Raw genomic sequence first — 23,112 nt, 5'->3', positions numbered from 1 at the left:
CAGGTGGTATTTTTCAGCGCTCGCATCGTTCGCAGCCCACGCAACTGGCGCGTCCCAGCAAGGGGACACCGAGCAAGGGCCGCCCCGCAGCGACGGTGTTGTCCCCCTCCACCGAAGGTTGAGAGGGGGAAGACGCGTCAGCGGCTCAGGGGGTGCTTCAGTCTTCACTCACAAGCTTGATATCGCAATAGGCCTGCAGGCCTTCGATGCCGCACTCCGAGCCCCAGCCGCTTTCCTTGACACCGCCAAAAGGTGCTTCGGACATGGAGACATTGAGGCTGTTGATGCCCAGCATCCCGGTCTGCAGGCCGCGCGCCAGCTGCATGCGCGTGGGGCTGTGCTGGGTGAAGGCATAGCTGGCCAGGCCGTAGGGCAGGCGGTTGGAGCGCTCTATGGCTTCCTCCACGCTGTCCACGCGGTTGATCAGCGCCAGGGGGCCGAACGGCTCCTCGTTCATCAGGCGCGCATGCTCGGGCACGCTGGTCAGCACCGTGGGCTGCCAGAAGAATCCCGGCCCCGCTATCGCCTGGCCGCCGCACTCCACGCGCGCGCCGTGCTGCACGGCATCGTCGATCAGGCTGCGCATGGCCTGCTGCCGGCGCGGGTTGGCCAGGGGCCCCAGGTGGCTGGTCTCGGCGAGCCCGTTGCCCGGCACCAGCTTGCGCGAGCGCTCCACAAAAGCCTGAACAAAGGCGTCGTAGACCTGCGCATGCACATAAAAGCGCGTGGGCGCGATGCAGATCTGGCCGGCATTGCGAAACTTGCCGGCGACCAGCATGTCGGCCGCCTGGTGCACATCGGCGTCGGCACAGACGATGGCCGGCGCATGGCCGCCCAGCTCCATGGTGGCGCGCTTGAGCCCCTTGGCGGCTTGCTGTGCCAGCAGCTTGCCTATGGCCGTGGAGCCCGTGAACGAGAACTTGGCCACCACCGGGCTGTCCAGCAGATAGGAGGAGACTTCGCCGGGCACGCCGAACACGGCATTGAGCACGCCCGGCGGCAGGCCCGCATCGTGCAGGGCGCGCACCAGTGCCAGGCCCGTGGCCGGTGTTTCCTCGGCCAGCTTGAGGATCAGCGTGCAGCCCGCGGCCAGGGCGCCGGCGATCTTGCGCGCCGGCGTGACGGCCGGGAAGTTCCAGGGGGTGAAGGCCGCGCACACGCCCACGGGTTCGTGCAGGACGGTGATGCGCTGCGTGAGCGTGCGCCCTGGCACCACGCGGCCATAGTTGCGCCGGCCTTCCTCGGCGTACCAGTCGAAAGTGTCGGCGCTGGCCAGCACTTCCAGCCGCGCTTCGCGCAGTGGCTTGCCCTGCTCCAGCGTCATGGTCAGGGCGATGGTGTCGGCGCGCTCGCGCACCAGCGTGGCGGCGGCGCGCAGTATGCGCGAACGCTCCAGCGGCGCGACCGCGCGCCAGCCGGCAAAGGCCTGCCGGGCCGCCTGCAGCGCGGCATCCAGATCGGCGCGCGTGGCATGGGGCAGCCGGGCCAGCACCTGGCCTGTGGCGGGGTTCAGCACGTCTTCGGTGCGGCGGTCCCCGGCCTCCAGCCAGCGGCCGGCGATGTACAGCTGCGGCTGGGCGTAGCTCAGGGGCGTGGCGGATTCGTATTGCATCAGGCCTCCATGCGAATGATCTGGCGTATGGCTTCGCCGCGCGCGAGGCGGTCAAAGCCTTCGTTGATCTGGTCCAGCGTCAGGTAGCCGGTCACCAGCTTGTCCACCGGCAGCTTGCCGGCGGCGTGCAGCGCCAGGTAGCGCCCTATGTCGCGGCGCGGAATGCAGCTGCCCATGTAGCTGCCCTTGAGCGTGCGTTCCTCGGCCACCAGATGCCATACCGGCAGGCTGATGGCCTGGGCATGGGCCGGCAGGCCGGCCGTGACGGTCTGCCCGCCACGGCGTGTGATCCGGTAGGCCATTTCCAGTGCCTTGGCCGAGCCCACCATCTCGAAGGCGTGGTCCACGCCGCCGCCCGTAAGATCGCGTACCTGCTGTACTGCATCGGCATCGCTGGCGTTGACGGTGTCGGTGGCGCCGCACTCGCGCGCCATGGCCAGCTTGTCCGCATTGAGGTCCACGGCCACCACGCGGGCCGCGCCTGCGGCGGCGGCGCCCATCACCGAGGACAGGCCCACGCCGCCCAGTCCCACCACGGCCACGGTCTGGCCTGGGCCGACCCTGGCGGTATTGGCCACGGCGCCCACGCCCGTCATCACGGCGCAGCCAAACAGCGCCGCCAGCTCCAGCGGCACGGACTTGTCGATCTTGTGCACGCCCCGGCGCGAAAGCACGGCATGTTCGGCAAAGGCCGATACGCCCATGAAATGCGCGATGGACTGCCCGTCCTGGGACAGGCGCCTGGCGCCCGACAGCAGGGTGCCGGCCACGCCGGCCTGGGCCGCGGGCTCGCACAGCACGGGCCGGCCTTCGGCGCAGGGCAGGCAACTGCCGCAGCCGGGCACGAACAGCAGCACCACGTGGTCGCCGATGGCGAGATCGGTCACGCCTTCGCCCAGGCCCTGGATGATGCCTGCGGCCTCATGGCCGAGCACGATGGGCGTGTCGCGCGGGCGGTCGCCGTTGATGATGGACAGGTCGGAGTGGCAGATGCCCGCGGCGACCACTTTCACCAGCACTTCGCCAGCGCCGGGCGGCGCGAGGTCCACCTCCCGGATTTCCAGCGGGCGGCTGTCGGCATAGGGCGCGTCGGCGCCGGTTCGCGTGAGTACGGCGGCTCTTGTCTTCATGATGCCTTCACCAGTTTGCAAGTGCTCTTGGACAGGGGGCGGAAAGCCTGATCCCCGGGAATGGTGCTGAGCACCTTGTAGTAGTCCCAGGGGTACCTGGACTCCTCGGGCGTCTTGATCTGCACCAGATACATGTCGTGCACCATGCGGCCGTCCTCGCGCACCTTGCCGTTTTGCGCGAAGAAGTCCTCGATGGGCATCTGCTTGAGCTGGCGCGCCACGGTGGCGCCGTCGTCGCTCTTGGCGGCCTGCACGGCCTTGAGGTAGTTGGTGACCGCCGAATAGCCGCCGGCGTGGATCATCGACGGCATCTTTTTCATCTTCTCGAAAAAGCGCCGCGACCAGACGCGCGTGGCATCGGTACGGTCCCAGTAAAAGCCCGAAGTGAACACCATGCCCTGGCCATGGCGCAGTCCCAGCGCATGAACGTCGTTGATGAACAGCAAGTTGGGCACCAGCGTCTGCTTGGGCGTGATGTTGAACTCGCGCGCCGCCTTGATGGTGTTGACCGTGTCGCTGGTCGCATTCGCCAGGTTGATCACCGAAGCCTTGGAGGCCTGGGCCTGCAGCAGGAAGGAGGAAAAATCGCTGGCGTTGAGCGGGTGGGAGGTCGTGCCCACCACCTTGCCGCCGCCCTCCTTGAGGAACTCGGTCACATTCGCCGCCATGGCCTTGCCGAAGGCGTAGTCCACGCCCAGGATGAACCAGTCCTTCTTGCCCTGGGCCAGGATGCCGTGCACCGCGCCATTGGCCAGCGCATAGGTGTCGTAGGTGTAGTGGATGGCCGTGGGCGCGCAGTGCTCGTTGGTGAGAATGTCCGAGGCGCCGCCGGTGTTGATCACCATCTTTCCGCGCTCACGCGCCAGATTGTTCACGGCCACCGCCACGGCCGTGTTGTTAATGTCGACGATCAGGTCCACGCCGTCGCGGTCGAACCAGGTGCGTGCGTGGGTGGCCCCCACATCGGCCTTGTTCTGGTGGTCGGCCCAGACCACTTCGATCTTCTTGCCCAGCACCTGGCCGCCGAAGTCCTCCACCGCCATCTTCACGGCCTCCAGCGAGCCGCGCCCGGCCGTGTCGGCATACAGGCCCGACATGTCGCTGAGCACGCCTATGCGCACCACCTCATCCGAAATCTGCTGGGCCTGTGCCGCGGCACTGCACAGCAGGCCTGCGCCCAGGGCGCAGGGAAGAATGGCGCGGTGCCGTTCTAGAAAACGTCGCATGTTCATCTCCTTGTCGTTGTTGTCGGATGGGGTGGTGGGGCGGCGGCTGTCAATCGGGCCGGATGCCGGCCGTCTTGACCACCTGGGCCCACTTGCGCAGCTCGCTTTGCAGGCGCTCGTGCATCTGCTGGCGCGTGCCGGGATCGGCTTCGGCGCCGGCCGCCAGCAGGCGCTGGCGCACGCCGGGGTCGCGCAGCGCCGTGTTGAAGTCGGTGTTGATCTTCTCCAGCACGGCCGCTGGCGTGCGGGCCGGCGCGAACAGGGCGGCCCAGGAATAGGCCTCGTATTCGGGCAGGCCCGACTCCGCGATGGTGGGCACTTCGGGCAGCATGGCCGAGCGCTGGCGGCTGGCCACGCCCAGCACCTTGATGCGGCCCGACTTGATGTGCTGCAGCGCGCTGGGCGCGTCGGCGAACATCAGCTGCACCTGCCCGCCCAGCAGGTCGTTCATGGCGGGCGCGCTGCCCTTGTAGGGAATGTGCTGCAGGAGGGTGCCGGCATGCATGTTGAACAGCTCTCCGGCCAGGTGGGTGCCGCCGCCGTTGCCCGAGGAGCCAAAGCTCAGCGTGCTGCCGGGCTGCCCGGCCAGGGCGATCAGTTCGCGCACATTGCCGGCCGCCACCGAAGGGTGGGCGACGAGGAATACCGGAAACATCGCGGCAAAGCTCACCGGCACGAAATCGCGCTCGATGTCATAGCTCAGCCTGGCGTGCAGCGCCGGGTTCACCGCGTGGTGGATGGAGCCCACGAACAGCGCATAGCCGTCGGCCGGCTCCTTGGCGGCCGCCGCCGCACCGACCATGCCACCGGCTCCGGCGCGGTTGTCGATCACCGTGGGCTGGTGCCAGATGTCGCCCAGTTTTTGCGTGAAGGCGCGCGCCGTGGTGTCGACCGGGCCGCCGGGCGGAAAAGGCACGATGAAACGCACCGGCCGCGCAGGCCAGGCATCGGCGGCATGGGCAAAGGGGAGCAGGCTGCCGGCGGCCAGGGCACTGCCGGCGGCCAGTACCTGGCGGCGTCGGGGCGAAAAGGAAGATGGGGGCATCAGGATTCTCCGAAAGCGACGGTCATTTGCCGCCGAGCCCATTCTGGTCACGTCGCCTGCTGGCGTGCTTTGTGAATGCGAAAGGCGCGCTTTCAGCGCTCTCAAGCGGGAATAACCCTTGTTGATCGCGCTCAAGCGCCCTCGTGAAGCCTCCCTTTCAGATTGGCGAATTGAAGCGGGCGCTGGATGCAGGCATGCTGGCGGCACGCCGCTGCGTCCGGCATGGTTTGCCGGGCGCCCTGCCAAGAACCAGATCACGAAAGCCCTGTCCATGCATATGAGCGTACAGACCCACTACCAGGCCGAGCTGGATGCCGGCCGCTTTTGCCTGCAGCACTGTCCGCAGTGCCAGCAGCATGTCTTCACGCCGCGCGAGCTGTGCCCGCATTGCGGCGCCAGCCCCCTGCGCTGGGTAGGTGCCAGCGGCCTGGGTACCGTCTATTCCACGAGCACCATCTCGCGCAAGCAGGACGCAGGCGGCAACTACAACGTGGCGCTGATCGACCTGGACGAGGGCGTGCGCATGATGAGCCGCGTCGAAGGCCTGGCCCCTGAAGCGGTGCGCATCGGCCTGCGTGTGCAGGCCCAGGTGGTCCACAAGGACGGACGTGGCCTGGTGCTGTTCCAGCCTGCGCAGGAAAAGGGAGCGCCAGCATGAACGCCCGATCGAACATTCCCCGCTCGGCACTCGATGCGGCTGCCGTGAACCGCCCGCTGCGCGCACGCGTGGCCATCGCCGGCGCCGCCACCTATGGCTGCGGCGAAGCGCCCGGCATGGACGACATGACGCTGCTGGTGCGCGCCGCGCACGCCGCCGTGGCCGACGCCGGCCTGACCATGCAGGACATTGACGGCCTGGCCACCTGCAGCGTCAACGCCAGCATGTGGACCATGCCGGTGATCGAGCACCTGGGCATCAACCCGACCTATGTGGACGGCACCATGATCGGCGGCAGCAGCTTCATTGCCCATTTGCTGCCCGCGATGCGCGCCCTCGAGGCCGGCCAGTGCAAGGCCGTGCTCGTGTGCTACGGCAGCGCGCAGCGCTCGGCCACGTTCGGGCGCAAGGAAGGCCAGGCCGCGCGCCGCTTCCTCGACCCCCAGCCCTACGAGTTCCCCTTCGAGCCCGTACTGCCCGTCACGGCCTATGCGCTGGCTGCCGCGCGCCACATGCATGAATTCGGCACCACGCGCGAGCAGCTGGCCGAAGTGGCCGTGGCCGCGCGTGCCTGGGCCCAGCGCAATCCCGAAGCCTTCATGCGCGACCCGTTGAGCATCGAGGACGTGCTGCGCGCACGTCCCATTGCCAGCCCGCTGGGCGTGCGCGACTGCTGCCTGGTGACGGACGGTGGCGGCGCCATCGTGCTGGTGCGCGCCGATCGCGCCAGGGACCTGCCCCAGCCCCCGGTCTATGTACTGGGCAATGCCACGGCCATCTGGAATCGCCAGATCTCGTGCATGCCCGACCTGACGACGACTTCGGCCGCCCAGTCCGGCGCCCAGGCCTTCGCGATGGCGGGCCTGACCGCGGCCGATATGGACATGGCCCAGCTCTACGACGCCTTCACCATCAACACCTTGCTGTTCCTGGAAGACCTGGGCTTTTGCGCCAAGGGCGAGGCCGGCGCTTTTGTGCAGGACGGCGGCATCGCCCCCGGTGGGCGGCTGGCCGTCAACACCAATGGCGGCGGGCTGTCCTGCGTACACCCGGGCATGTACGGCATCTTCGCGCTGATCGAAGCCGTGCGCCAACTGCGCGGCCAGGCCGGCCAGCGCCAGCTGGGACGCCATCGCACGGCCGTGGTCCATGGCAACGGCGGCACGCTGTCGAGCCAGTCCACCGCCATCCTCGGCACAGCCGAAATGCTTTGAGCCCCCACAAGAAAGATGAAAGAACATGATCCGCGACCAAGAAACCCTGCAAGCCCTGCTCGACAGCGTGCGCCGCTTTGTGCGCGAGCGCCTGGTGCCGGCCGAAAACGAAGTGGCCGAGACCGACGAGATTCCCGAGACCATCGTGCAGGAGATGCGCGACCTGGGCCTGTTCGGCATGACCATTCCCGAACATTTCGGCGGGCTCGAGCTGACGATGGAAGAGGAAGTGCGCGTGCTGTTCGAGCTGTGCCAGACTTCGCCGGCCTTTCGCTCGGTGATCGGCACGACGGTGGGCATTGGCTCGCAGGGCATCTTGATGGACGGCACGCCCGAGCAGCAGGCGGCCTGGCTGCCCAAGCTGGCCACGGGTGAAATCATGGCCTCGTTTGCGCTGACCGAGCCCGAGGCGGGCTCCGATGCGGCTTCGCTGCGCACCACAGCCACCCGGGACGGCGACCACTACGTGGTCAACGGCAACAAGCGTTTCATCACCAACGCGCCGCATGCCGGCATGTTCACGCTGATGGCCCGCACCGACGCGGCCAACAAGGGCGCGGGCGGCGTCTCGGCCTTCATCGTCGACGCCGGGAGCCCCGGCATCAGCTTTGGCAAGAACGATGTCAAGATGGGCCAGAAGGGCGCCCACACCTGCGACGTGTTCTTCGACAATGTGCGCGTGCCCGCGGCCAACCTCATCGGCCTGAAGGAAGGCCAGGGCTTCAAGACGGCCATGAAGGTGCTGGACAAGGGCCGCATCCACATTGCCGCCGTCAGCGTGGGCGTGGCCCAGCGCATCTTGCGCGACGCGCTGGGCTATGCACTGGACCGCAAGCAGTTCGGCCAGCCCATCTGCGAGTTCCAGCTGGTGCAGGCCATGCTGGCCGACAGCCAGGCCGAACTGTATGCCGCCGAATGCATGGTGCTCGACGCCGCACGCCGCCGCGATGCGGGCCAGAACGTCTCGACCGAAGCTTCGTGCTGCAAGATGTTCGCCACCGAAATGGTGGGCCGCGTGGCCGACCGCGCGGTGCAGATCCTCGGCGGCTCGGGCTATCTGGCGGAGTTCGGCATCGAGCGCTTTTACCGCGACGTGCGGCTGTTTCGCCTGTACGAGGGCACGACGCAGATCCAGCAGATCATCATTGCGCGCAACATGATCCGCGAGGCCAGGAACGCATGAGCACCACCTTGTCGGAGCGCAGCTCCTTCATGCGCCTCATAGGCGCTGCCCAGGTGAGCGCTCCGCCCGGCAAGGTGCACATTCGCCTGCCGCACCTGCGCGAGGAGCTGCTCAACCAACTGCCTGCCGCGCACGGCGGCGTGCTGATGACGCTGCTCGATTCGGTGATGTCGCGCGCGGCAAGCGAGCTGCCCGAGGCGCCTTCGCAGACCGCGGTGACGGTGGAGATGAGCAGCCGCTTTCACCGCCCCGGTCGTGGCGCGTTGTTGGCCGAAGGCTGGGTGGTGCACGCCAGCCGCAGCCTGTGCAGCTGCGCGGCGCAACTGACCGACGAAGACGGACAACTGGTGGCCACGGCCCATGGCACGTTCAAGTATTGGCTGGCGCCAACGAAATTGGAGAGCACCCCCTGAGCCGCTAACGCGTCTCCCCCCTCTCATCCTTCGGTGGAGGGGGGCGGCAGCCTCGCTGCGGGGCGGCCCTTGCTCGGTGCCCCTTTGCTGGGGCGCGCCGGTTTCACAGGCTGTGAACTAAACAAAAGGCTTTGCCAGATGGCCGGCCCCCAACCGTTCGCTCTGAGCGGGGTAAGCGAGACGAGTCTCGCCAGGCGTTATCAAGAAACAGCGTGGCATGAGGACAGGCCGTTCATGGTGCGACGGGCGCGCCGAGCGAGGCTCACCACGAACGGTTTTTCCCCGTTCGCCCTGAGCAAGGTAAGCGAGGCCAAGCCTCGCAATGCGTTGACAAGAAACAGCGTGCTCAAGTTAAAGCACGGCCTCAAAATCCCGTTCGTCCTGAGCCTGTCGAAGGATGAACTGGCGCACTGGCCTAGGGTGGAGACACCCTTCGACGGGCCCGCCTAGGGAAGCTCAGGGCGAACGGCCATTAGCTATTCGTTTTGGAAAAAAATCATGACTTTGCGATCGCTGTTTGCATAAATCGGACCATTGCTAAGCCATTGATTTATTTGGAAAAAAAGCTGTTTCTTGAGAGCGAAGTCGAAGGGCTATTTGCGGCAAGGCGCCCGCTATCGCGTCCGTCGCCCCCTCAATCGAACTTCAACTGGCCCTGGGCGTCGGCGACCAGCAGCTCCACCAGTTCCTGCGCAAACGAGGGCAGGGCCTCCAGGCTGCGCACGCAGATCTTCATCTCGCGCACCGACCAGGCATCCGACAGCGGCACGAGGGCGATGGCCATGGCCTGCGCATGGCGGCTGGCCGCCGATTCGGGCAGCACGCCCACACCCACGCCGGACTCGATCATGCGGCAGGCGGTCTCGAAATTGCTGACCTGGATGCGCTGCTTGATGGGGCGGTGCAACTGGTCGCTGGCCTGGCGCAAAAAAGCATGGATGGCGGTGGATTCCTGCAGGCCGACGTAGTCCAGATCCAGCGTGTCGGCGAAGTCGATCTGCATCTGGCCGTCCAGCGGATGGCCCCGCGGCACGACCAGCACCAGCCGGTCGCGGCGGTAGGGGAGGGTCTCCAGGTTCTCGGTGCGCACCAGGCCGGCGACGATGCCGATGTCGGTCTGCCCTTCGGTGACGGCGCGCACGATGTCGTGCGATGGGCGTTCGCGCAGGTCGATGTTCACGTCCGGGTTGCGGCGCAGGTAATGGCGCAGCACGGGAGGCAGGAACTCGCCCAGCGAGGTGGTGTTGGCAAACACCCGCACATGGCCCTTGATGCCTTGCACATATTCCTGCATGTCGCCGCGCAGATGTTCGATCTGGCTTTGCACCATGCGCGCATGGGCCACGAAGGCCTGGCCCGGCGGCGTCAGCGTGACGCCCTGGCTGGTGCGGTACAGCAGCTTGGTGCCTATGCTTTCCTCGAGGTTCTTGATGCGCGTGCTGGCCGCTGGCAGAGAAATGAAGGAAAACTCCGCGCCGCGTGTCATGCTGTTGGCGTCGGCGATGTGCACCATCAGGCGCAGATCCACAAGATCAAAGTGCATAGTCATGGCAGGCATTCTAGGACCTGTCATCCGCTATCTTCCGGCCTTTCTCGACCTGCGAGGCGGCCGTGTCATGCATGGTTGCGAATGCCATCTTCCACAAATGTGAAGCCGCGCCCGGGGCGCGCGTCATAGGATGGCCGGGCACAGCCCGATGCGGCTTCCTCCTGAAATCCGAGTCCCCCCATGAGCGCCATCGAACCCACCTCCGCCCCTACTGCCGCAACCTCTCTCGCGCCTTCCATGGACACCCGCCCAGGCGCACTCGGCCACCTGCGCGTGCTCGATCTCTCGCGCGTGCTGGCCGGGCCCTGGTGTACCCAGAACCTGGCAGACATGGGGGCCGACGTCATCAAGATCGAGAAACCCGGCGAAGGCGATGACACGCGCCACTGGGGGCCGCCCTTCTTTCCCGACGCCGAGGGCCAGCCCACGGCGAACGCCTGCTACTTTGCCGCCTGCAACCGCAACAAGCGTTCGGTCACCGTGGACATGGCCACGCCCGAGGGCCAGCAACTGATCCGTGCGCTGGCCATGCAAAGCGACGTGGTGGTGGAGAACTTCAAGACCGGCGGCCTCAAGCGCTACGGGCTCGACTACGCCAGCCTGAGCGCCCTGAACCCGCGGCTGATCTACTGCTCGGTCACCGGCTTTGGCCAGACCGGCCCGTACGCGCCGCGCGCCGGCTACGACCTGCTGGTGCAGGCCATGAGCGGCATGATGAGCATCACCGGCCGCGCCGACAGTGAACCCGGTGGCGGGCCCATGCGCGTGGGCGTGGCCGTGATCGACCTGTTCACCGGCATGTACGCCACCACGGCCATCCTCGGCGCCGTCGAGGCCCGCCACCGCACCGGTCGCGGCCAGCACATCGACATGGCGCTGCTGGATGTGGCCATGGCCGTGCTGGGCAACCAGGGCACGGGTTACCTGAACACCGGTCATGTGCCCGGTCGCCAGGGCAACACCCACCCCAGCGTCGTGCCCTATCAGGACTTTCCCACGCAGGACGGCAACGTGCTGCTGGCCATAGGCAACGACGGGCAGTTCGGACGCTTTTGCGAGGCGGTCGCTGTGGACTGGGCGCGCGACGAGCGCTTTGCGACCAATGCCGGGCGCGTCATCCACCGCGAAGTGCTGGTGCCCATGATGGCCGAACTCACCCGCAGCCGCACCACGGCGGCCTGGGTGGCGCTGCTGGAGGACAAGGCCGTGCCCTGCGGACCGATCAACCACATAGGCCAGGCTTTCGAGGACCCGCAGGTGGTGGCACGCGGCCTGCGGGTGGAGCAGGAGCGCTATCCCGGCGCCCAGCCACCCGCGGGGCAGACCATCAACCGCGTGGTCACCACGGCCAGCCCGCTGCGGCTGTCGGACACCCCGGTCACGCTGCGCCACGCACCGCCGGCCCTGGGCCAGCATACCGACGAGGTGCTGCACGCATACCTGGGGCTCGATGCCGCTGCCCTGCAGGAATTGCGCGGCAAGAAGGTTCTGTGAGCGCAGTCCCGGACAGCGTCAAATAATGGCCGACTTGATTTGCCGGTCAAATTTCACTGTTATGATTCACGCTGTCGGATTCCTGAGCACGAGAACCTTATCGGTGATCGATGCAAAAAGGCTTCCAGGTCAGTGGTGGTTTCACTGCTTTCCGCCAAAGCGGCTGTAGCTCAGCTGGATAGAGTACTTGGCTACGAACCAAGGGGTCGTGGGTTCGATTCCTGCCAGCCGCACCAAACGACAAGCCCCAGAACAGCAATGTTCTGGGGCTTTTTCGTTTGTCCCGCGCACATGCAGCATGACGGCCGTCTGGTGCAACGCATGCGGGCATGCATTTGCGGGTCAGCGCCGGGACAGGCCTCGGGGCATTGCCTGCGGCAATACGCCATCGATTGGGCGGAATACATTGCAATTTGGTCGCATCGATGCCCGATGGAGTTGCTGGCGCTCGCGTCGCAGTTCATTCAAGACCACAAGGCCGCCGAACACCAGTGCCCAGGCGCCGAGCAGGAATGCGATGCAAGGCGTGACAACGCCTTTGATGATGCACAGCGCGGCGCCCATCGAAGTGGCAGCCAGAACAAGCTTGGCAAGCAAATGTTTCATCATGGCATTCGTCTATTGGATTTTGGGTTGCTTGTATTTTGGCTATCTGTCGTCCATGGGAAAAGAGCCTTTGCCGCCGGAAAGCCTGGGTTGTGCCGGTCGCGCCGCGCCCCGGGACTGCAGGTCCCGGGGCTGATCGTTCTCATTGGAAGTCTGCAGTGCGAGGCCGTGCGGTGTCTTCGATGGCCGATGGAGCCTCACGCCGCGAACGCCTCGACTCCAGCCAGATCAGAATGGCACTGAGCAGCAGCCCCCAGGCGCCGAAGAAGGATGCAATGGAAGACTGGAGAATGCCCCGGGCAATGCACAGTGCAGCTCCCATCAGTACGGTGACCAGAAGCAGGTCGGTAAACAATCGTTTGTTCATAGTGGTTTACTATTAAATAAAACAATTATTGTTATTTTGACTATTGACCGAATGTAGGCGAAGTTCCTCTGTGCTTGCCCTACGGCGGGAGCCAGCGATGTCGGTCAAAGAATTCCGGGGTTTCTTCTGCGGCGCAAATTTTTGGTCTATAATCGAATGCTTAGCGGCTGTAGCTCAGCTGGATAGAGTACTTGGCTACGAACCAAGGGGTCGTGGGTTCGATTCCTGCCAGCCGCACCAAACGACAAGCCCCAGAACTGAAAGGTTCTGGGGCTTTTTCGTTTGTGCGGTCCACTTTGGTGTGAAGATCGGTGCATGAGCAAGGCTTTCACCAAAGAATCCGACGCCGGGGATGACGAGGACGATCCGGGCGCGCTGGCGCCCATTCCGGCCGGCAGCAAGAACTACATCACTCCCCAGGGATACCAGCGCCTGCGCGACGAGCTGTTCGCGCTGATCGATACCGAGCGTCCGCAGATCGTCGATATCGTCCATTGGGCGGCGAGCAATGGCGACCGTTCGGAAAACGGCGACTATCTCTACGGCAAGAAGCGCCTGCGCGAGATCGACCGGCGCATCCGCTTTCTGACCAAGCGCCTGGAAATCGCCGAAGTCGTCGACCCTGCCGTGCACGCGGGCAGCGAACAGATTTTCTTTGGCGCGACCGTGACCTATGTCGAGAACGACGGCATGCAGCGCAGCGTGACCATCATGGGCATAGACGAAGCGAACAGCGCCCAGGGCGAAGTCAGCTGGATCTCGCCGGTCGCGCGCGCACTGCTCAAGGCGCGCGTGGGCGACGAAGTCGCGCTGCAGACGCCGGGCGGCGTGCGGCTGCTGGAGGTGCTGGAAGTACGTTACCCCGAAGCACGGGCATAGCTTGCTTGCGCGTCATCGATAACTACAAAGCATGAAACTGGCGTGCCCCAGCAAGGGGGCAGCGAGCCCTTCGACGGAGCTCAGGACGCCGCCGCGCAGCGAGGCTGCCGCCCCCCTCCCGCGCAGCGAGAGAGGGGGAAGCGGCGCCAGCCGCTCAGGGGGTGTCAGTCCACCGACGGCATGATGCGCATCGCCTTGATGACCACCGGGGCGCGGCGCAGGTTGCGCAGCGCGGCTTCTACCTGCTGCTGGTTCCTGACCGAGACCACGAAGCGCAGGTCGGTCGTGCCCATGGGCGCTTCATCGACCATTTCGAGGTGCTGGATGTCGACTTCGGCATCTGTGAGTTCGGAGGCCACGCGCGCCAGCACGCCCTTGCCGTTGCGCACGGTGACCAGGATGCCGCTTTCGAACACCTGGGTCAGGCCTTCGGCCCATTCGACGGAGATGAAGCGGTCCGGGTCCTTCTCGTAGAGGCGCTTGACGATTGCGCAATGCGCATGGTGCACCATCAGGCCTTCGCCGCGGCCCAGGTAGCCCAGAACCGGGTCGCCGGGTACCGGGCGGCAGCAATGCGCGAAGCGGATCGAGGCGTTGGTGCTGCCGTCGAGGCTCACCGTACCCTGGGAAATCTTGTCCTTGGCGCTGTAGCGTTCCTGGCTCAGCAGCACGGCGTTGGGCCGCTGGCCATGGTCGCCCAGCAGCACCATGATGCGCGCCGCGACCAGGCTGGCGATGCGCCGGCCCATGCCGATGTCGGTCAGCAGTTCGCTGCGGCTGCGGTTGCCCGTGTCCTGCAGCAGCCGGTCCCAGAGCGCCTGGTTCGCCTCATCCTGCGGCGGCAGGTGTTCGATGCCTTCGGCGCGCAATGCCTGCGACAGCAGCTTTTCTCCCAGGCTCGCGGACTCGCTCTGGGCCGAAGTCTTGAGGTGGTGGCGGATCTTGGAGCGCGCGCGCGCGGTTTTCACGAAGCCCAGCCAGGCTGGATTGGGGCGCGCGTTCTCGGCGGTGATGATTTCGATCACGTCGCCGCTCTTGAGCTCGGTGCGCAGCGGCACGTCCTCGTTGTTGATGCGCGCGGCCGTCGCATGGTTGCCGATCTTGCTGTGGATCGCGTAGGCGAAGTCGACCACGGTCGCGCCGCGCGGCATGGCCATGATTTCGCTCTTGGGCGTGAACACATAGACCGCGTCGGGGAACAGGTCGACCTTGACGTGGTCCCAGAACTCGGTCGCATCGCGCGTCTCGTTCTGGATGTCGAGCAGCGACTGCAGCCACTGGGTGCTCATCTGCTCGCTGTCGCCGGGGCGCTGCTGCGCCTGGTAGAGCCAGTGCGCGGCGACGCCGGCTTCGGCGACGATGTGCATTTCCTCGGTGCGCATCTGGAACTCGATGCTCACGCCCGAAGGGCCGACCAGCGTGGTGTGCAGCGACTGGTAGCCGTTGTTCTTCGGAATCGCGATGTGGTCCTTGAACTTGCCGGGCACGGGCTTGTACATCTGGTGCAGCACGCCCAGCGCCGTATAGCATTCGGTGACCGAAGGCACGATGACGCGAAAGCCGTAGATGTCCGTGACCTTGGCAAAGCTCTGGTGGTTCTTCTCCATGCGCAGGTACAGCGAGTACAGCGTGCTTTCGCGGCCCGCGAGCCGCGCCTGCAGGCCCTGGCGCGCAAACTGCGCATCGACTTCGGTCTGCACGCGCTGCACCAGGTCGCGGCGGCGCGTGCGTGACTTGGCAATCGCCTTGGACAGCGTCGAATAGCGCCACGGATGCAGGTGGCGGAACGACAGGTCCTGCAGTTCGCGGTAGGTCTGGTTCAGGCCCAGGCGATGGGCGATGGGCGCGTAGATCTCCAGCGTCTCGGACGCAATCCGGCCCCATTTGCTGCGCGGCATGTCCGACAGCGTGCGCATGTTGTGCGTGCGGTCGGCCAGCTTGATGAGGATGACGCGCACGTCGCGCGCCATGGCCAGCAGCATCTTGCGAAACGATTCGGCCTGGTTTTCCTCGCGGGTATTGAACTGCAGCTTGTCGAGCTTGGTCAGTCCGTCGACCAGTTCGGCCACGGGCGTGCCGAAACGCGCGGCCAGGTCGCCCTTGGTGACGCCGCAGTCTTCCATCGCGTCGTGCATCAGCGCCGCCATCAGTGCGGGTGCATCAAGCTTCCAGGAAGCGCACAGCGACGTCACGGCAATCGGATGGGTGATGTACGGGTCGCCGCTGCTGCGCCACTGGCCGGTATGGGCCTGGTCGGCGAACAGATAGGCCTGGCGCACCTGTTCGATGCTCGCGCTGTCCAGATAGCCGAGGTTGTCGAGCAGCGCGGAAAATGCGGCCCGGGAAACGGCAGTGGCCGAGGCGGCGGCCTGCGCGGATACGGCGGCCGCACTCGCCGGGCTCTCTGGTGCCGGGGCAGTGACAGGGAGGGTGGCGTCTGGGACAGGTGACTGGGGCTGGACCGCTTTCATACCTTTAATGTAGCGCGCTCGCTGTTGGGTTTCGCATTGCACAAAAAAAAGCACCGCAAAGCGGTGCCTCTGTTGCCGTTTCGGCTCGCCGTGACGGCAGCGTCCGGGGTCAGCCCGGAACCTTCTTGAGCATCTCCAGGCCGACCTTGCCGGCGGCGATTTCGCGCAGGGCGGTGACCGCCGGTTTGTTCTTGCTTTCGATCTTGGCCGTGTGGCCTTGGCTCAGCATGCGGGCGCGGTAGGTGGCGGCCAGAACGAGTTGGAAGCGGTTGGGGATTTGCTCCAGGCAGTCTTCAACGGTGATGCGTGCCATCAGGATACTCCAGGGAAATTCAGGTGATATTGAGCGACTCGAAGGTATCGGCACGCGCACTTCGCTGGGCCGCATACTTGAGTCGCTGGGCGTGAATGATCGCTTTCAGATCGAAAAGCGCAGTCTCGAACAACTCGTTGATTATAACGAAGTCGAACTTTTGCACCTGGGCCATTTCCTCGCAAGCGTTCTTCAGGCGCAGCTCGATCACTTCGGGGCTGTCCTCGCCACGGTTTTCCAGGCGCGCGCGCAGCTCTTCCCAGCTCGGCGGCAGGATGAAGATCAGCACCGCCTCGGGGAAGGCCTGCTTGACCTGCAGTGCACCCTGGTAGTCGATCTCGAGCAGCACGTCGGCGCCGCCGGCCAGGCGCTCGGCGAGCGCGCGCTTGGACGTGCCATAGCGCTTGCCATGGACATTGGCCCATTCGAGGAACGCATGGTTGGCGACCATGGCGTCGAATTCATGCTCGGACGCGAAGAAGTATTCGCGCCCGTGCTTTTCCTGGCCGCGCGGCGCGCGCGTGGTGTGCGAGACCGAGGGCGAGACATGGGCGTCGAGCTCGCGCAAGGCCTTGACCAGGCTGGACTTGCCGGCCCCACTGGGGGCGGCGACGACAAAGAGATTTCCGGGATGTTGCATAAGCGGATCGGTGCGCCGGGTTGGCGGCGTCTTGCAAAAAGGGCGCTTGCGCGCCCTGTGAAATGGTGGTTTATTCGATGTTTTGCACCTGCTCGCGCATCTGCTCGATCAGGACCTTCATGTCGACACTGATGCGGGTGAGCTCGAGCGCGGCGGACTTCGAGCCCAGGGTGTTGGCTTCGCGGTGCAGCTCCTGGATCAGGAAATCCAGGCGCTTGCCGATTTCGCCGCCTTTTTTCAGCAGGCGCTCGATTTCATCGAGGTGCGAGTCCATGCGCGTGATTTCCTCGGCCACGTCGATGCGGATCGCAAACGCCGTGGCTTCGGTCAGCGCGCGGTCCTGCGCGGCCTCGGGCGCGACCGAGCCTTCGGCCAGCGCCATCGCGTCTTTCCAGCGCTCGACAAAGCGCTGGCGTTGCTGCTCGACGAGCTGCGGAATCAGCGGGGTGGCGGTCAGCGCGAGCGCGCGCAACTGCTGCAGCCTGTCGTGCAGCATGTCGGCCAGGCGCTTGCCTTCGCGCGCACGCGCCTGCACCAGCGCTTCGAGCGCCTGGGTGGCCAGCGCGGGCAGCACGCTGCTCCAGTCCTGGCCGCGGTCGCCGTCGCCCGCGCCGCACAGGCGCAGCGCGTCGGACACGCTCAAGGGCCGCGCGTTGGGCAGCCAGGCCTGGATGGTGTCCTGCGCCGAGACCAGGCGCTGCAGCAACTGGGGCGAAGGCTGGGGGACGCTGCCACTGTCTTCGGATTCGATCGCGGCGCGCACTTCGACCTTGCCGCGCTTGAGGCGCGCGGTCAGCAGGGTGCGCAGGGCCGGCTCGTGCATGCGCAATTCGTCGGGCAGACGGAACGACAGGTCGAGGAAGCGGCTGTTGACCGAACGGATCTCGAGACCGAGTCGCCGGTTGCCCGCAGGCGCTTCAGCACCCTCGGCAGACGCGCCGTGCTGGGCGCTGGCGTATCCGGTCATGCTGTAAACTGACATTGGACTTTTGATGGTTGCTTGCAATCCGCTGATTATCCGGGTTCCGCCCCATTCACGAGGTTTACCCGTAAAAAATGTCTTCCAAGATCAAGCCTGCCCCCCTTCCTGCCGATAGCGTGATAGGGGGATACCGCATTGTGCGGCGCTTGTCTGCCGGAGGATTCGGCGTGGTCTACCTGGCGCTCGACGCCGCGGGCCAGCAGGTGGCGATCAAGGAATACCTGCCCGCGTCGCTGGCCTTGCGCGACCCGGGCGAGCGCCTGCCGCGGGTCGTGCCCGAGAAGCTGTCGCTCTACCGGCTGGGCCTCAAGAGTTTTTTCGAGGAAGGGCGATCGCTGGCCCAGCTGTCGCATCCGTCGGTGGTCAGCGTGCTCAATTTCTTTCGCGAGAACGAGACCGTCTACATGGTCATGAATTACCTCGAAGGCGCGAACCTGCAGGAATTCATTCTCACGGCGCGTGGCGTCAAGACCGACAAGGTGCTGCGCGAATCATCGATACGCTCGCTGTTCGACGAGGTGCTGCGCGGCCTGCGCATCGTGCACCAGCACAAGATGCTGCACCTTGACATCAAGCCGGCGAACATTTTCATCACCGACGACGACCGCGCCGTGCTGCTCGATTTCGGCGCGGCGCGCGAAGTGCTGTCCAAGGAAGGCAGCTTCATCCGGCCGATGTATACGCCCGGCTTCGCGGCTCCCGAGATGTACCGCCGCGGCGAGACCATGGGGCCGTGGACCGACATCTATGCGATAGGCGCCTGCATCTATGCCTGCATGCAGGGCGTGCCGCCGCCGGCGGCGCCGCAGCGGCTCGAAAAGGACCGGCTGGGCCAGGCCCTGTCCAAGCTGCGCGGGGTCTACTCCGACAAGCTGATCGAGGTCGTGGAATGGTGCATGGCGCCCGATCCGCTGTCGCGGCCGCAGTCGGTGTTCACGCTGCAAAAGGAACTCAACCGCGAAGCCGAGCGCCGCCATACCCGGCTCAGCATGGCCGAGAAAATGCGCCTGCAGATCGGCGCGCTGGTCAGCGACACCCGCAAGAGCGTGCAGAAGATCAGCGGCGCGCGCGGCACGCCGCCGGCGCCATGAAGTTCTCGGTGTTCCAGCTCAGCCGCCGCGGCGGGCGTGCGAAGAACGAAGACCGCATGGGCTACTGCTACACGCGTGAAGCCTGCCTGCTGGTGGTGGCCGACGGCATGGGCGGGCATGCCCAAGGCGAAGTCGCGGCGCAGATCGCGCTGCAGCAGTTCTTTGCGCTGTTCGAGGCGCGTGCCACGCCGCAGCTCGCCGATGTGCCGGCCTTTCTGGCCGAGGCCTTGCTGCAGGCCCATCACCATATCCTGCGCTATGCGCACGAGCGCCGCATGGCCGACGCACCGCGCACCACGCTGGTCGCGGCGCTGTTGCAGCAGGGCCAGGTGCACTGGATTCACTGCGGCGATTCGCGCCTGTATCTGCTGCGCGGCGGCGCGCTGCTGGCGCGCACGCGCGACCATTCCTATCGCGCGAGAGCCGAGCGTTCAGTCCCGCCGCAGGCCAGCGTCAGCCGCAACCTGCTGTTCACCTGCCTGGGCTCGCCGACGCCGCCGCTCTATGACCAGGCCGGGCCGAGCCGGCTCGCGCGTGGCGACCGCCTGCTGCTGTGCTCCGATGGACTGTGGGACCCGGTCAGCGATGCCGAGCTGCTCGCGGGCCTGGCGCGCGATCCAGTATCCCTGTGCGTGCCACGGCTGGTGTACGCGGCGCTGCAGCGTGCGGGCAGCAGCAGCGACAATGTCACCGCGATCGCGCTGGAATGGGAAATGCCCGGCCCGCAAAGTCCGCTGCAGCGCATTTCGACCGCAGCGCCGCACGACGATGTGCTCGCGTCGACGCTGCCGCCCGAAGCGCTGCAAGCGCCCGAAGACGAGCTCAGCGATGCCGCCATCGAGCGCTCGATCGCCGAAATCAACGCCGCCATTCGCCACCCCGGCGAGCCCCGGCGCTGAAAACTTTTTTGTCATCGCAGGCGCGCCCGGCGCGGCCCTGCCATTGGATCCATGAAAATTGTCCTAGCCTCCAACAACCGCGGCAAGCTCGTCGAGCTGCAAGCCATGTTCGCCCCGCTGGGCGTGGAACTCGTCTGCCAGGGTGACCTGTTCGAAGGCGAGGCGCCCGAGCCGCATTGCACTTTTGTCGAGAACGCGCTGAGCAAGGCGCGCTTTGCGGCCGAGCGCACGGGCCTGCCCGCGATCGCCGACGATGCCGGCATGTGCATCGATCACTTCGGCGGTCTGCCGGGCGTCGATACCGCCTACTACTGCACCCAGTTCGGCTACGAGAAAAGCGACGCCAACAATGTGCGCGCGCTGCTCGAGCAGCTGCAGGGGGTGGACAACCGCCGCGCGGCCATGGTCAGCACGCTGGTCGGCGTGCGCAGCGCGCGCGACCCCGAGCCGCTGATCGCCGTGGGCCGGGTCCAGGCGCTGATCGCACCCGCGCCGCGCGGCGCCAACGGCTTCGGCTTCGACCCGGTGCTGCTGCTGCCCGAACTCGGCCTGACCTTTGCCGAGATGGACCCCGCGCTCAAGCATGCGCACAGCCACCGCGGCCAGGCAACGAAGCAGATGCTGGCACTGGTGCGCGAACGCTGGATGTGATGATGATTCCGATCGAACCCGTGGCCTCGGGGCCTGGCGCAGACAGCGGGCCCGCGGTGCAGCGCGACATACAGCACTACATGCGCCCGGGCACGCTGCAGCTGGGCAGCCTGCCGCCGCTGTCGCTGTATATCCACCTGCCCTGGTGCCTCAAGAAGTGCCCGTACTGCGATTTCAACTCGCACGAATGGCGCAAGGGCGACGCGCAGACCGGCCTGCCCGAGGCGCGCTATGTCGACGCGCTGATTGCCGATCTCGAGGCGGCGCTGCCGCTGGTCTGGGGCCGCACGGTGCACAGCATCTTCATGGGCGGGGGAACGCCCAGCCTGTTTTCGCCCGCGGCCATAGACCGGCTGATCGCGGCCGTGCGCGCGCGCGTGCGCATGGAGCCCGACTGCGAAATCACGCTAGAGGCCAACCCCGGAACGTTCGAGAAGGACCGCTTTCGCGCCTACCGCGCGGCCGGCGTGACGCGGCTGTCGATAGGCGTGCAAAGCTTTGACGACCGTTTCCTGCGTGCGCTCGGGCGCGTGCACGACGGCGACCAGGCGCGCGCGGCCGTGGCCGAGGCGGCCGAGGCCTTCGAGACCTTCAACCTCGACATCATGTATGCCTTGCCCGGCCAGACGCTCGAGGACCTCGATCGCGATTTGCAGACAGCGCTGTCGTTCAAGCCGCCGCATATCTCGATCTACCACCTGACCATCGAGCCCAATACCTATTTCGCCAAGTTCCCGCCGGCCATTCCCGAGGACGACACGGCCTATGCGATGCTCGACCGCATCAGCGAAACGACGGCGCGCACCGGCATGCAGCGCTACGAGATTTCGGCCTATGCCCAGCCGGGCCACGCGTGCTTCCACAACACCAACTACTGGCAGTTCGGCGACTACCTGGGCATAGGCGCGGGCGCGCACAGCAAGCTGAGCTTCGCCCACCGCGTGGTGCGCCAGGTGCGGTTTCGCGATCCCGCGCGCTACATGGACCAGGCGCTCGCCGGCCATGCGCTGGCCCAGGACAACGAAGTGCGCCGCGCCGAGCTGCCGTTCGAGTACATGCTCAACGCGCTGCGCCTGCGCGAGGGCTTCACGCTGCAGCAGTACATGGAGCGCACGGGCCTGCCGTTGAGCGCCATTGCCAAGGGGCTGGACACCGCCGAGCGCAAGGGGCTGATCACGCGCGCAGCCGGGCGGGTGACGCCTACCGAGCTGGGGTTTGATTTCCTCAGCGATTTGCAGGAGCTGTTTTTGGCGGATTGAGGGGCCATGACTCGGCGCGAACAGCCTGCCCTCAAGTCAGGGAAATATCACCCGCAGCGCACCGCCAGAATGCGGCCCGTGGCATCGACTTCCAGATTCAGGCGCTCGGCATTGAATTCACGCGTTGTCACCTGGCCCGGATGCAGCACGCGCGCCATGGCCGCGCCCGCGCGCTGGCGTGCCTGTTCGAGGTTCTGCGAAGTGTTGGTGCGGCCTACGAAGCCTTGCGCGGGCTGGGCGTTGCAGATCTGCCTGGGCGCCGGTGCGGGCGCGGTGGTGGCGCCGCTGCTGCTCCAGGGGGTGCCCATGCTGCTGCAGCCCGCAAGAAGGGCCAGCGCGATGGCGCAAACGGAAAGGGAAGCAGTGCGCAGTGGCATGGAAATTCCTGACAGAGTGATACGTTGCCAGCACCTTAGCCTAAACCTGTGGCAATCGACGTCACAGACCGTAACCAGGGCGCGCGCGCACCCCTAGCCCAGCAAATCCATTTCGATGTGCGCGTACTCGCTGAGAAAGCGCAGTTGGGCCCAGTGCACGATCTGGCCCTTGCGGTCTTCGGCCCAGCGCAGCGTCTGCAGCAGCGGCGTGCCCAGCGGCACGCCCAGGTGGGTCTGGATCAGTTCATCGGCGGGCGCGACGCTCAGGCGCTGGCGGGCCGCCGTGAGCGGACGCGGGCCGCGCGTGAGCGCCTCGACCACGGTCAGCTGCGGCAATTGCGGCGCGATCCGGTCGTAAAGGCTTTGCTCTATGTACATCTGGCTCAGGCAAAACGGCTGGTCGCCGCAGCAGTGCAGGCCCAGCAGGCGCTGGTAGGCCGGGGCCAGCTCGCCCTGTACGCTGCTCAGGCCCGCGGGAATCACGGGCCGGCAGTCGGCTTCGCTGGCCAGCAGGCGGTAACCGGTGTTGCTGTGAAACACCACCAGGTCCTTCCAGGTCGAAGGCAGCAGAAACGACGGGGGGCGCAGGGGCGCGGCCATGACCTGGGTGCCGCCACGCTTGCGCGTCCTGAGCAGCCCTTCGCTGACCAGGTTGCCCAATGCCATGCGCACGGTGGTGCGCGAGGCGCTGTGCAGCGCTTCGAGCTGCTCCACGGTGGGAATCGAGCTGCCTACGGCCCACTGCCCGGTGACGATCTTGTTGCGAAACAGACCGGCAAGCTGGAGGTAGCGCTTTTCCTGGGGAGCGCGGGGTCCTGCATGTGTCTCGGGCGGCATGGCGTGCATCGTCTGTAAATATTGTGCTGATTCTGGTATTTAAATTGCAAAGCAAACCTAGGGGAAACCCAGGGTTCTGGGAGATGCCCGGGCGAGCCCCGGTTGCAGTGGGGCGCAAGGTTCACTGGAGTGGTCAATTTCCTGGCAAGCCATCGATTATTTGTAGGACTTTTACACTCCACGCACAGAAGGCCGCGGGTGCGGCCGGCGTTGGCC

At 66.0% G+C, this 23,112-nt stretch carries 22 protein-coding genes, 2 tRNA genes and 1 pseudogene; 12 read left to right on the top strand and 13 right to left on the bottom strand.

Annotation, left to right across the window (positions count from 1 at the left end; translation table 11 throughout):
• Nucleotides 1-157: 157 nt before the first annotated feature.
• The 4 genes from GVL12_RS03105 to GVL12_RS03090 are packed head-to-tail and all read right to left on the bottom strand — an operon-like array spanning nt 158 to nt 5,013.
• Nucleotides 158-1,612, bottom strand: coding sequence for an NAD-dependent succinate-semialdehyde dehydrogenase (locus tag GVL12_RS03105; RefSeq protein ID WP_159911182.1), 1,455 nt, complete (start codon nt 1,610-1,612; stop codon nt 158-160).
• Entirely contained in the window at nt 1,612-2,742 is a 1,131-nt protein-coding gene (locus tag GVL12_RS03100; protein ID WP_159911181.1) for a zinc-dependent alcohol dehydrogenase family protein, read from the bottom strand. Before GVL12_RS03100 ends, GVL12_RS03105 begins: the two co-directional genes overlap by 1 nt.
• Nucleotides 2,739-3,968 carry an ABC transporter substrate-binding protein gene (locus tag GVL12_RS03095; protein ID WP_200843457.1) on the bottom strand — a complete coding sequence of 410 codons (1,230 nt, stop codon included), beginning with the start codon at nt 3,966-3,968 and terminating at the stop codon, nt 2,739-2,741. Before GVL12_RS03095 ends, GVL12_RS03100 begins: the two co-directional genes overlap by 4 nt.
• Nucleotides 3,969-4,017: 49 nt before the next feature.
• On the bottom strand, nt 4,018-5,013 hold the full coding sequence (locus GVL12_RS03090) for a tripartite tricarboxylate transporter substrate binding protein (RefSeq protein ID WP_159911179.1): 996 nt from the start codon (nt 5,011-5,013) through the stop codon (nt 4,018-4,020).
• Between the two features lie 271 nt (nt 5,014-5,284).
• Between GVL12_RS03090 and GVL12_RS03085 the strand changes: the two genes are divergently transcribed.
• The 4 genes from GVL12_RS03085 to GVL12_RS03070 are packed head-to-tail and all read left to right on the top strand — an operon-like array spanning nt 5,285 to nt 8,481.
• Nucleotides 5,285-5,671, top strand: a complete 387-nt coding sequence (locus GVL12_RS03085) for a Zn-ribbon domain-containing OB-fold protein (RefSeq protein WP_159911178.1) — start codon at nt 5,285-5,287, stop codon at nt 5,669-5,671.
• On the top strand, nt 5,668-6,885 hold the full coding sequence (locus tag GVL12_RS03080; RefSeq protein WP_159911177.1) for a thiolase: 1,218 nt from the start codon (nt 5,668-5,670) through the stop codon (nt 6,883-6,885). Before GVL12_RS03085 ends, GVL12_RS03080 begins: the two co-directional genes overlap by 4 nt.
• A 25-nt stretch (nt 6,886-6,910) precedes the next feature.
• Nucleotides 6,911-8,068, top strand: coding sequence for an acyl-CoA dehydrogenase family protein (locus GVL12_RS03075; protein WP_159911176.1), 1,158 nt, complete (start codon nt 6,911-6,913; stop codon nt 8,066-8,068).
• On the top strand, nt 8,065-8,481 hold the full coding sequence (locus GVL12_RS03070) for a PaaI family thioesterase (RefSeq protein WP_159911175.1): 417 nt from the start codon (nt 8,065-8,067) through the stop codon (nt 8,479-8,481). The genes GVL12_RS03075 and GVL12_RS03070 overlap by 4 nt, the downstream gene beginning before the upstream one ends.
• 634 nt (nt 8,482-9,115) lie before the next feature.
• Here the strand turns inward: GVL12_RS03070 and GVL12_RS03065 are convergent.
• Nucleotides 9,116-10,030, bottom strand: coding sequence for a LysR substrate-binding domain-containing protein (locus GVL12_RS03065; RefSeq protein ID WP_159911174.1), 915 nt, complete (start codon nt 10,028-10,030; stop codon nt 9,116-9,118).
• Between the two features lie 237 nt (nt 10,031-10,267).
• Here GVL12_RS03065 and GVL12_RS03060 point away from each other — a divergent pair, with 237 nt between their 5' ends.
• Nucleotides 10,268-11,524, top strand: coding sequence for a CaiB/BaiF CoA-transferase family protein (locus GVL12_RS03060; RefSeq protein ID WP_200843456.1), 1,257 nt, complete (start codon nt 10,268-10,270; stop codon nt 11,522-11,524).
• A gap of 159 nt (nt 11,525-11,683) precedes the next feature.
• Nucleotides 11,684-11,760, top strand: a tRNA-Arg gene (locus GVL12_RS03055).
• A gap of 106 nt (nt 11,761-11,866) precedes the next feature.
• Here GVL12_RS03055 and GVL12_RS03050 read toward each other — a convergent pair.
• Both GVL12_RS03050 and GVL12_RS03045 read right to left on the bottom strand, forming a co-directional pair.
• The gene (locus tag GVL12_RS03050; RefSeq protein ID WP_235033789.1) at nt 11,867-12,130 is read right to left on the bottom strand and encodes a hypothetical protein; all 264 of its coding nucleotides are present in this window, start codon (nt 12,128-12,130) and stop codon (nt 11,867-11,869) included.
• 142 nt (nt 12,131-12,272) lie between these two features.
• Nucleotides 12,273-12,497: a hypothetical protein gene (locus GVL12_RS03045; protein ID WP_159911171.1), complete on the bottom strand. Its 225-nt coding sequence runs from the start codon at nt 12,495-12,497 to the stop codon at nt 12,273-12,275.
• 163 nt (nt 12,498-12,660) lie between these two features.
• Here GVL12_RS03045 and GVL12_RS03040 point away from each other — a divergent pair.
• Together GVL12_RS03040 and greB are read left to right on the top strand one after the other, a co-directional pair.
• Nucleotides 12,661-12,737, top strand: a tRNA-Arg gene (locus tag GVL12_RS03040).
• 75 nt (nt 12,738-12,812) lie between these two features.
• The gene (gene greB, locus GVL12_RS03035) at nt 12,813-13,376 is read left to right on the top strand and encodes a transcription elongation factor GreB (protein WP_159911170.1); all 564 of its coding nucleotides are present in this window, start codon (nt 12,813-12,815) and stop codon (nt 13,374-13,376) included.
• A gap of 164 nt (nt 13,377-13,540) precedes the next feature.
• Here greB and GVL12_RS03030 read toward each other — a convergent pair whose 3' ends face one another.
• From GVL12_RS03030 to GVL12_RS03015, 4 genes and pseudogenes are all read right to left on the bottom strand, one after another.
• Complete coding sequence (locus GVL12_RS03030; RefSeq protein ID WP_159911169.1) at nt 13,541-15,847, bottom strand: bifunctional (p)ppGpp synthetase/guanosine-3',5'-bis(diphosphate) 3'-pyrophosphohydrolase; 2,307 nt, start codon at nt 15,845-15,847, stop codon at nt 13,541-13,543.
• A 148-nt stretch (nt 15,848-15,995) separates the two neighbouring features.
• A pseudogene (gene rpoZ, locus GVL12_RS03025) lies at nt 15,996-16,160 on the bottom strand (DNA-directed RNA polymerase subunit omega); the annotation flags it as partial.
• 19 nt (nt 16,161-16,179) lie between these two features.
• On the bottom strand, nt 16,180-16,800 hold the full coding sequence (gmk, locus tag GVL12_RS03020) for a guanylate kinase (protein ID WP_159911167.1): 621 nt from the start codon (nt 16,798-16,800) through the stop codon (nt 16,180-16,182).
• Between the two features lie 70 nt (nt 16,801-16,870).
• Nucleotides 16,871-17,767, bottom strand: coding sequence for a YicC/YloC family endoribonuclease (locus GVL12_RS03015; protein ID WP_159911333.1), 897 nt, complete (start codon nt 17,765-17,767; stop codon nt 16,871-16,873).
• 89 nt (nt 17,768-17,856) lie between these two features.
• On the opposite strand from GVL12_RS03015, the gene GVL12_RS03010 reads away from it, so the two are divergent.
• The 4 genes from GVL12_RS03010 to hemW all read left to right on the top strand — a co-directional run bounded on the left by GVL12_RS03010 (nt 17,857) and on the right by hemW (nt 21,682).
• A complete protein-coding gene (locus GVL12_RS03010; protein ID WP_159911166.1) occupies nt 17,857-18,873 on the top strand; it encodes a serine/threonine-protein kinase in 1,017 nt (338 codons plus the stop codon).
• On the top strand, nt 18,870-19,772 hold the full coding sequence (locus GVL12_RS03005; RefSeq protein ID WP_159911165.1) for a PP2C family serine/threonine-protein phosphatase: 903 nt from the start codon (nt 18,870-18,872) through the stop codon (nt 19,770-19,772). Before GVL12_RS03010 ends, GVL12_RS03005 begins: the two co-directional genes overlap by 4 nt.
• 51 nt (nt 19,773-19,823) lie before the next feature.
• A complete protein-coding gene (locus GVL12_RS03000; protein ID WP_159911164.1) occupies nt 19,824-20,423 on the top strand; it encodes a non-canonical purine NTP pyrophosphatase in 600 nt (199 codons plus the stop codon).
• Between the two features lie 101 nt (nt 20,424-20,524).
• Nucleotides 20,525-21,682, top strand: a complete 1,158-nt coding sequence (hemW, locus tag GVL12_RS02995) for a radical SAM family heme chaperone HemW (RefSeq protein ID WP_235033796.1) — start codon at nt 20,525-20,527, stop codon at nt 21,680-21,682.
• Between the two features lie 47 nt (nt 21,683-21,729).
• Here the strand turns inward: hemW and GVL12_RS02990 are convergent, their stop codons facing one another.
• Together GVL12_RS02990 and GVL12_RS02985 are read right to left on the bottom strand one after the other, a co-directional pair.
• Nucleotides 21,730-22,059 carry an I78 family peptidase inhibitor gene (locus tag GVL12_RS02990; protein ID WP_159911162.1) on the bottom strand — a complete coding sequence of 110 codons (330 nt, stop codon included), beginning with the start codon at nt 22,057-22,059 and terminating at the stop codon, nt 21,730-21,732.
• A gap of 93 nt (nt 22,060-22,152) precedes the next feature.
• Nucleotides 22,153-22,896 (bottom strand): GntR family transcriptional regulator, encoded by a 744-nt coding sequence (locus GVL12_RS02985; protein ID WP_159911161.1) that lies wholly within the window; start codon nt 22,894-22,896, stop codon nt 22,153-22,155.
• Nucleotides 22,897-23,112 lie beyond the last annotated feature (216 nt).

Origin of the sequence: Pantoea sp. 18069, assembly GCF_902706035.1 — a bacterium.
Taxonomy (GTDB): Bacteria; Pseudomonadota; Gammaproteobacteria; order Burkholderiales; family Burkholderiaceae_C; genus Comamonas.
Note: the sequence above shows the minus strand (reverse complement) of the source record. Positions and strands in the feature narration are given on the sequence as shown.

Excerpts from the sequence above, each read along its gene's own strand:
- GVL12_RS03030 (WP_159911169.1), bottom strand. The coding sequence starts at position 15,847 with ATGAAAGCGGTCCAGCCCCAGTCACCTGTCCCAGACGCCACCCTCCCT.
- GVL12_RS03005 (WP_159911165.1), top strand. The coding sequence starts at position 18,870 with ATGAAGTTCTCGGTGTTCCAGCTCAGCCGCCGCGGCGGGCGTGCGAAG.
- GVL12_RS03090 (WP_159911179.1), bottom strand. The coding sequence starts at position 5,013 with ATGCCCCCATCTTCCTTTTCGCCCCGACGCCGCCAGGTACTGGCCGCC.
- GVL12_RS03050 (WP_235033789.1), bottom strand. The coding sequence starts at position 12,130 with ATGAAACATTTGCTTGCCAAGCTTGTTCTGGCTGCCACTTCGATGGGC.
- greB (WP_159911170.1), top strand. The coding sequence starts at position 12,813 with ATGAGCAAGGCTTTCACCAAAGAATCCGACGCCGGGGATGACGAGGAC.
- GVL12_RS03010 (WP_159911166.1), top strand. The coding sequence starts at position 17,857 with ATGTCTTCCAAGATCAAGCCTGCCCCCCTTCCTGCCGATAGCGTGATA.
- GVL12_RS03080 (WP_159911177.1), top strand. The coding sequence starts at position 5,668 with ATGAACGCCCGATCGAACATTCCCCGCTCGGCACTCGATGCGGCTGCC.
- GVL12_RS03075 (WP_159911176.1), top strand. The coding sequence starts at position 6,911 with ATGATCCGCGACCAAGAAACCCTGCAAGCCCTGCTCGACAGCGTGCGC.
- GVL12_RS03065 (WP_159911174.1), bottom strand. The coding sequence starts at position 10,030 with ATGACTATGCACTTTGATCTTGTGGATCTGCGCCTGATGGTGCACATC.
- GVL12_RS03100 (WP_159911181.1), bottom strand. The coding sequence starts at position 2,742 with ATGAAGACAAGAGCCGCCGTACTCACGCGAACCGGCGCCGACGCGCCC.
- GVL12_RS02985 (WP_159911161.1), bottom strand. The coding sequence starts at position 22,896 with ATGCCGCCCGAGACACATGCAGGACCCCGCGCTCCCCAGGAAAAGCGC.
- GVL12_RS03085 (WP_159911178.1), top strand. The coding sequence starts at position 5,285 with ATGCATATGAGCGTACAGACCCACTACCAGGCCGAGCTGGATGCCGGC.
- GVL12_RS03070 (WP_159911175.1), top strand. The coding sequence starts at position 8,065 with ATGAGCACCACCTTGTCGGAGCGCAGCTCCTTCATGCGCCTCATAGGC.
- GVL12_RS02990 (WP_159911162.1), bottom strand. The coding sequence starts at position 22,059 with ATGCCACTGCGCACTGCTTCCCTTTCCGTTTGCGCCATCGCGCTGGCC.
- GVL12_RS03015 (WP_159911333.1), bottom strand. The coding sequence starts at position 17,767 with ATGACCGGATACGCCAGCGCCCAGCACGGCGCGTCTGCCGAGGGTGCT.
- gmk (WP_159911167.1), bottom strand. The coding sequence starts at position 16,800 with ATGCAACATCCCGGAAATCTCTTTGTCGTCGCCGCCCCCAGTGGGGCC.
- GVL12_RS03000 (WP_159911164.1), top strand. The coding sequence starts at position 19,824 with ATGAAAATTGTCCTAGCCTCCAACAACCGCGGCAAGCTCGTCGAGCTG.
- GVL12_RS03105 (WP_159911182.1), bottom strand. The coding sequence starts at position 1,612 with ATGCAATACGAATCCGCCACGCCCCTGAGCTACGCCCAGCCGCAGCTG.
- GVL12_RS03060 (WP_200843456.1), top strand. The coding sequence starts at position 10,268 with ATGGACACCCGCCCAGGCGCACTCGGCCACCTGCGCGTGCTCGATCTC.
- GVL12_RS03095 (WP_200843457.1), bottom strand. The coding sequence starts at position 3,968 with ATGCGACGTTTTCTAGAACGGCACCGCGCCATTCTTCCCTGCGCCCTG.
- GVL12_RS03045 (WP_159911171.1), bottom strand. The coding sequence starts at position 12,497 with ATGAACAAACGATTGTTTACCGACCTGCTTCTGGTCACCGTACTGATG.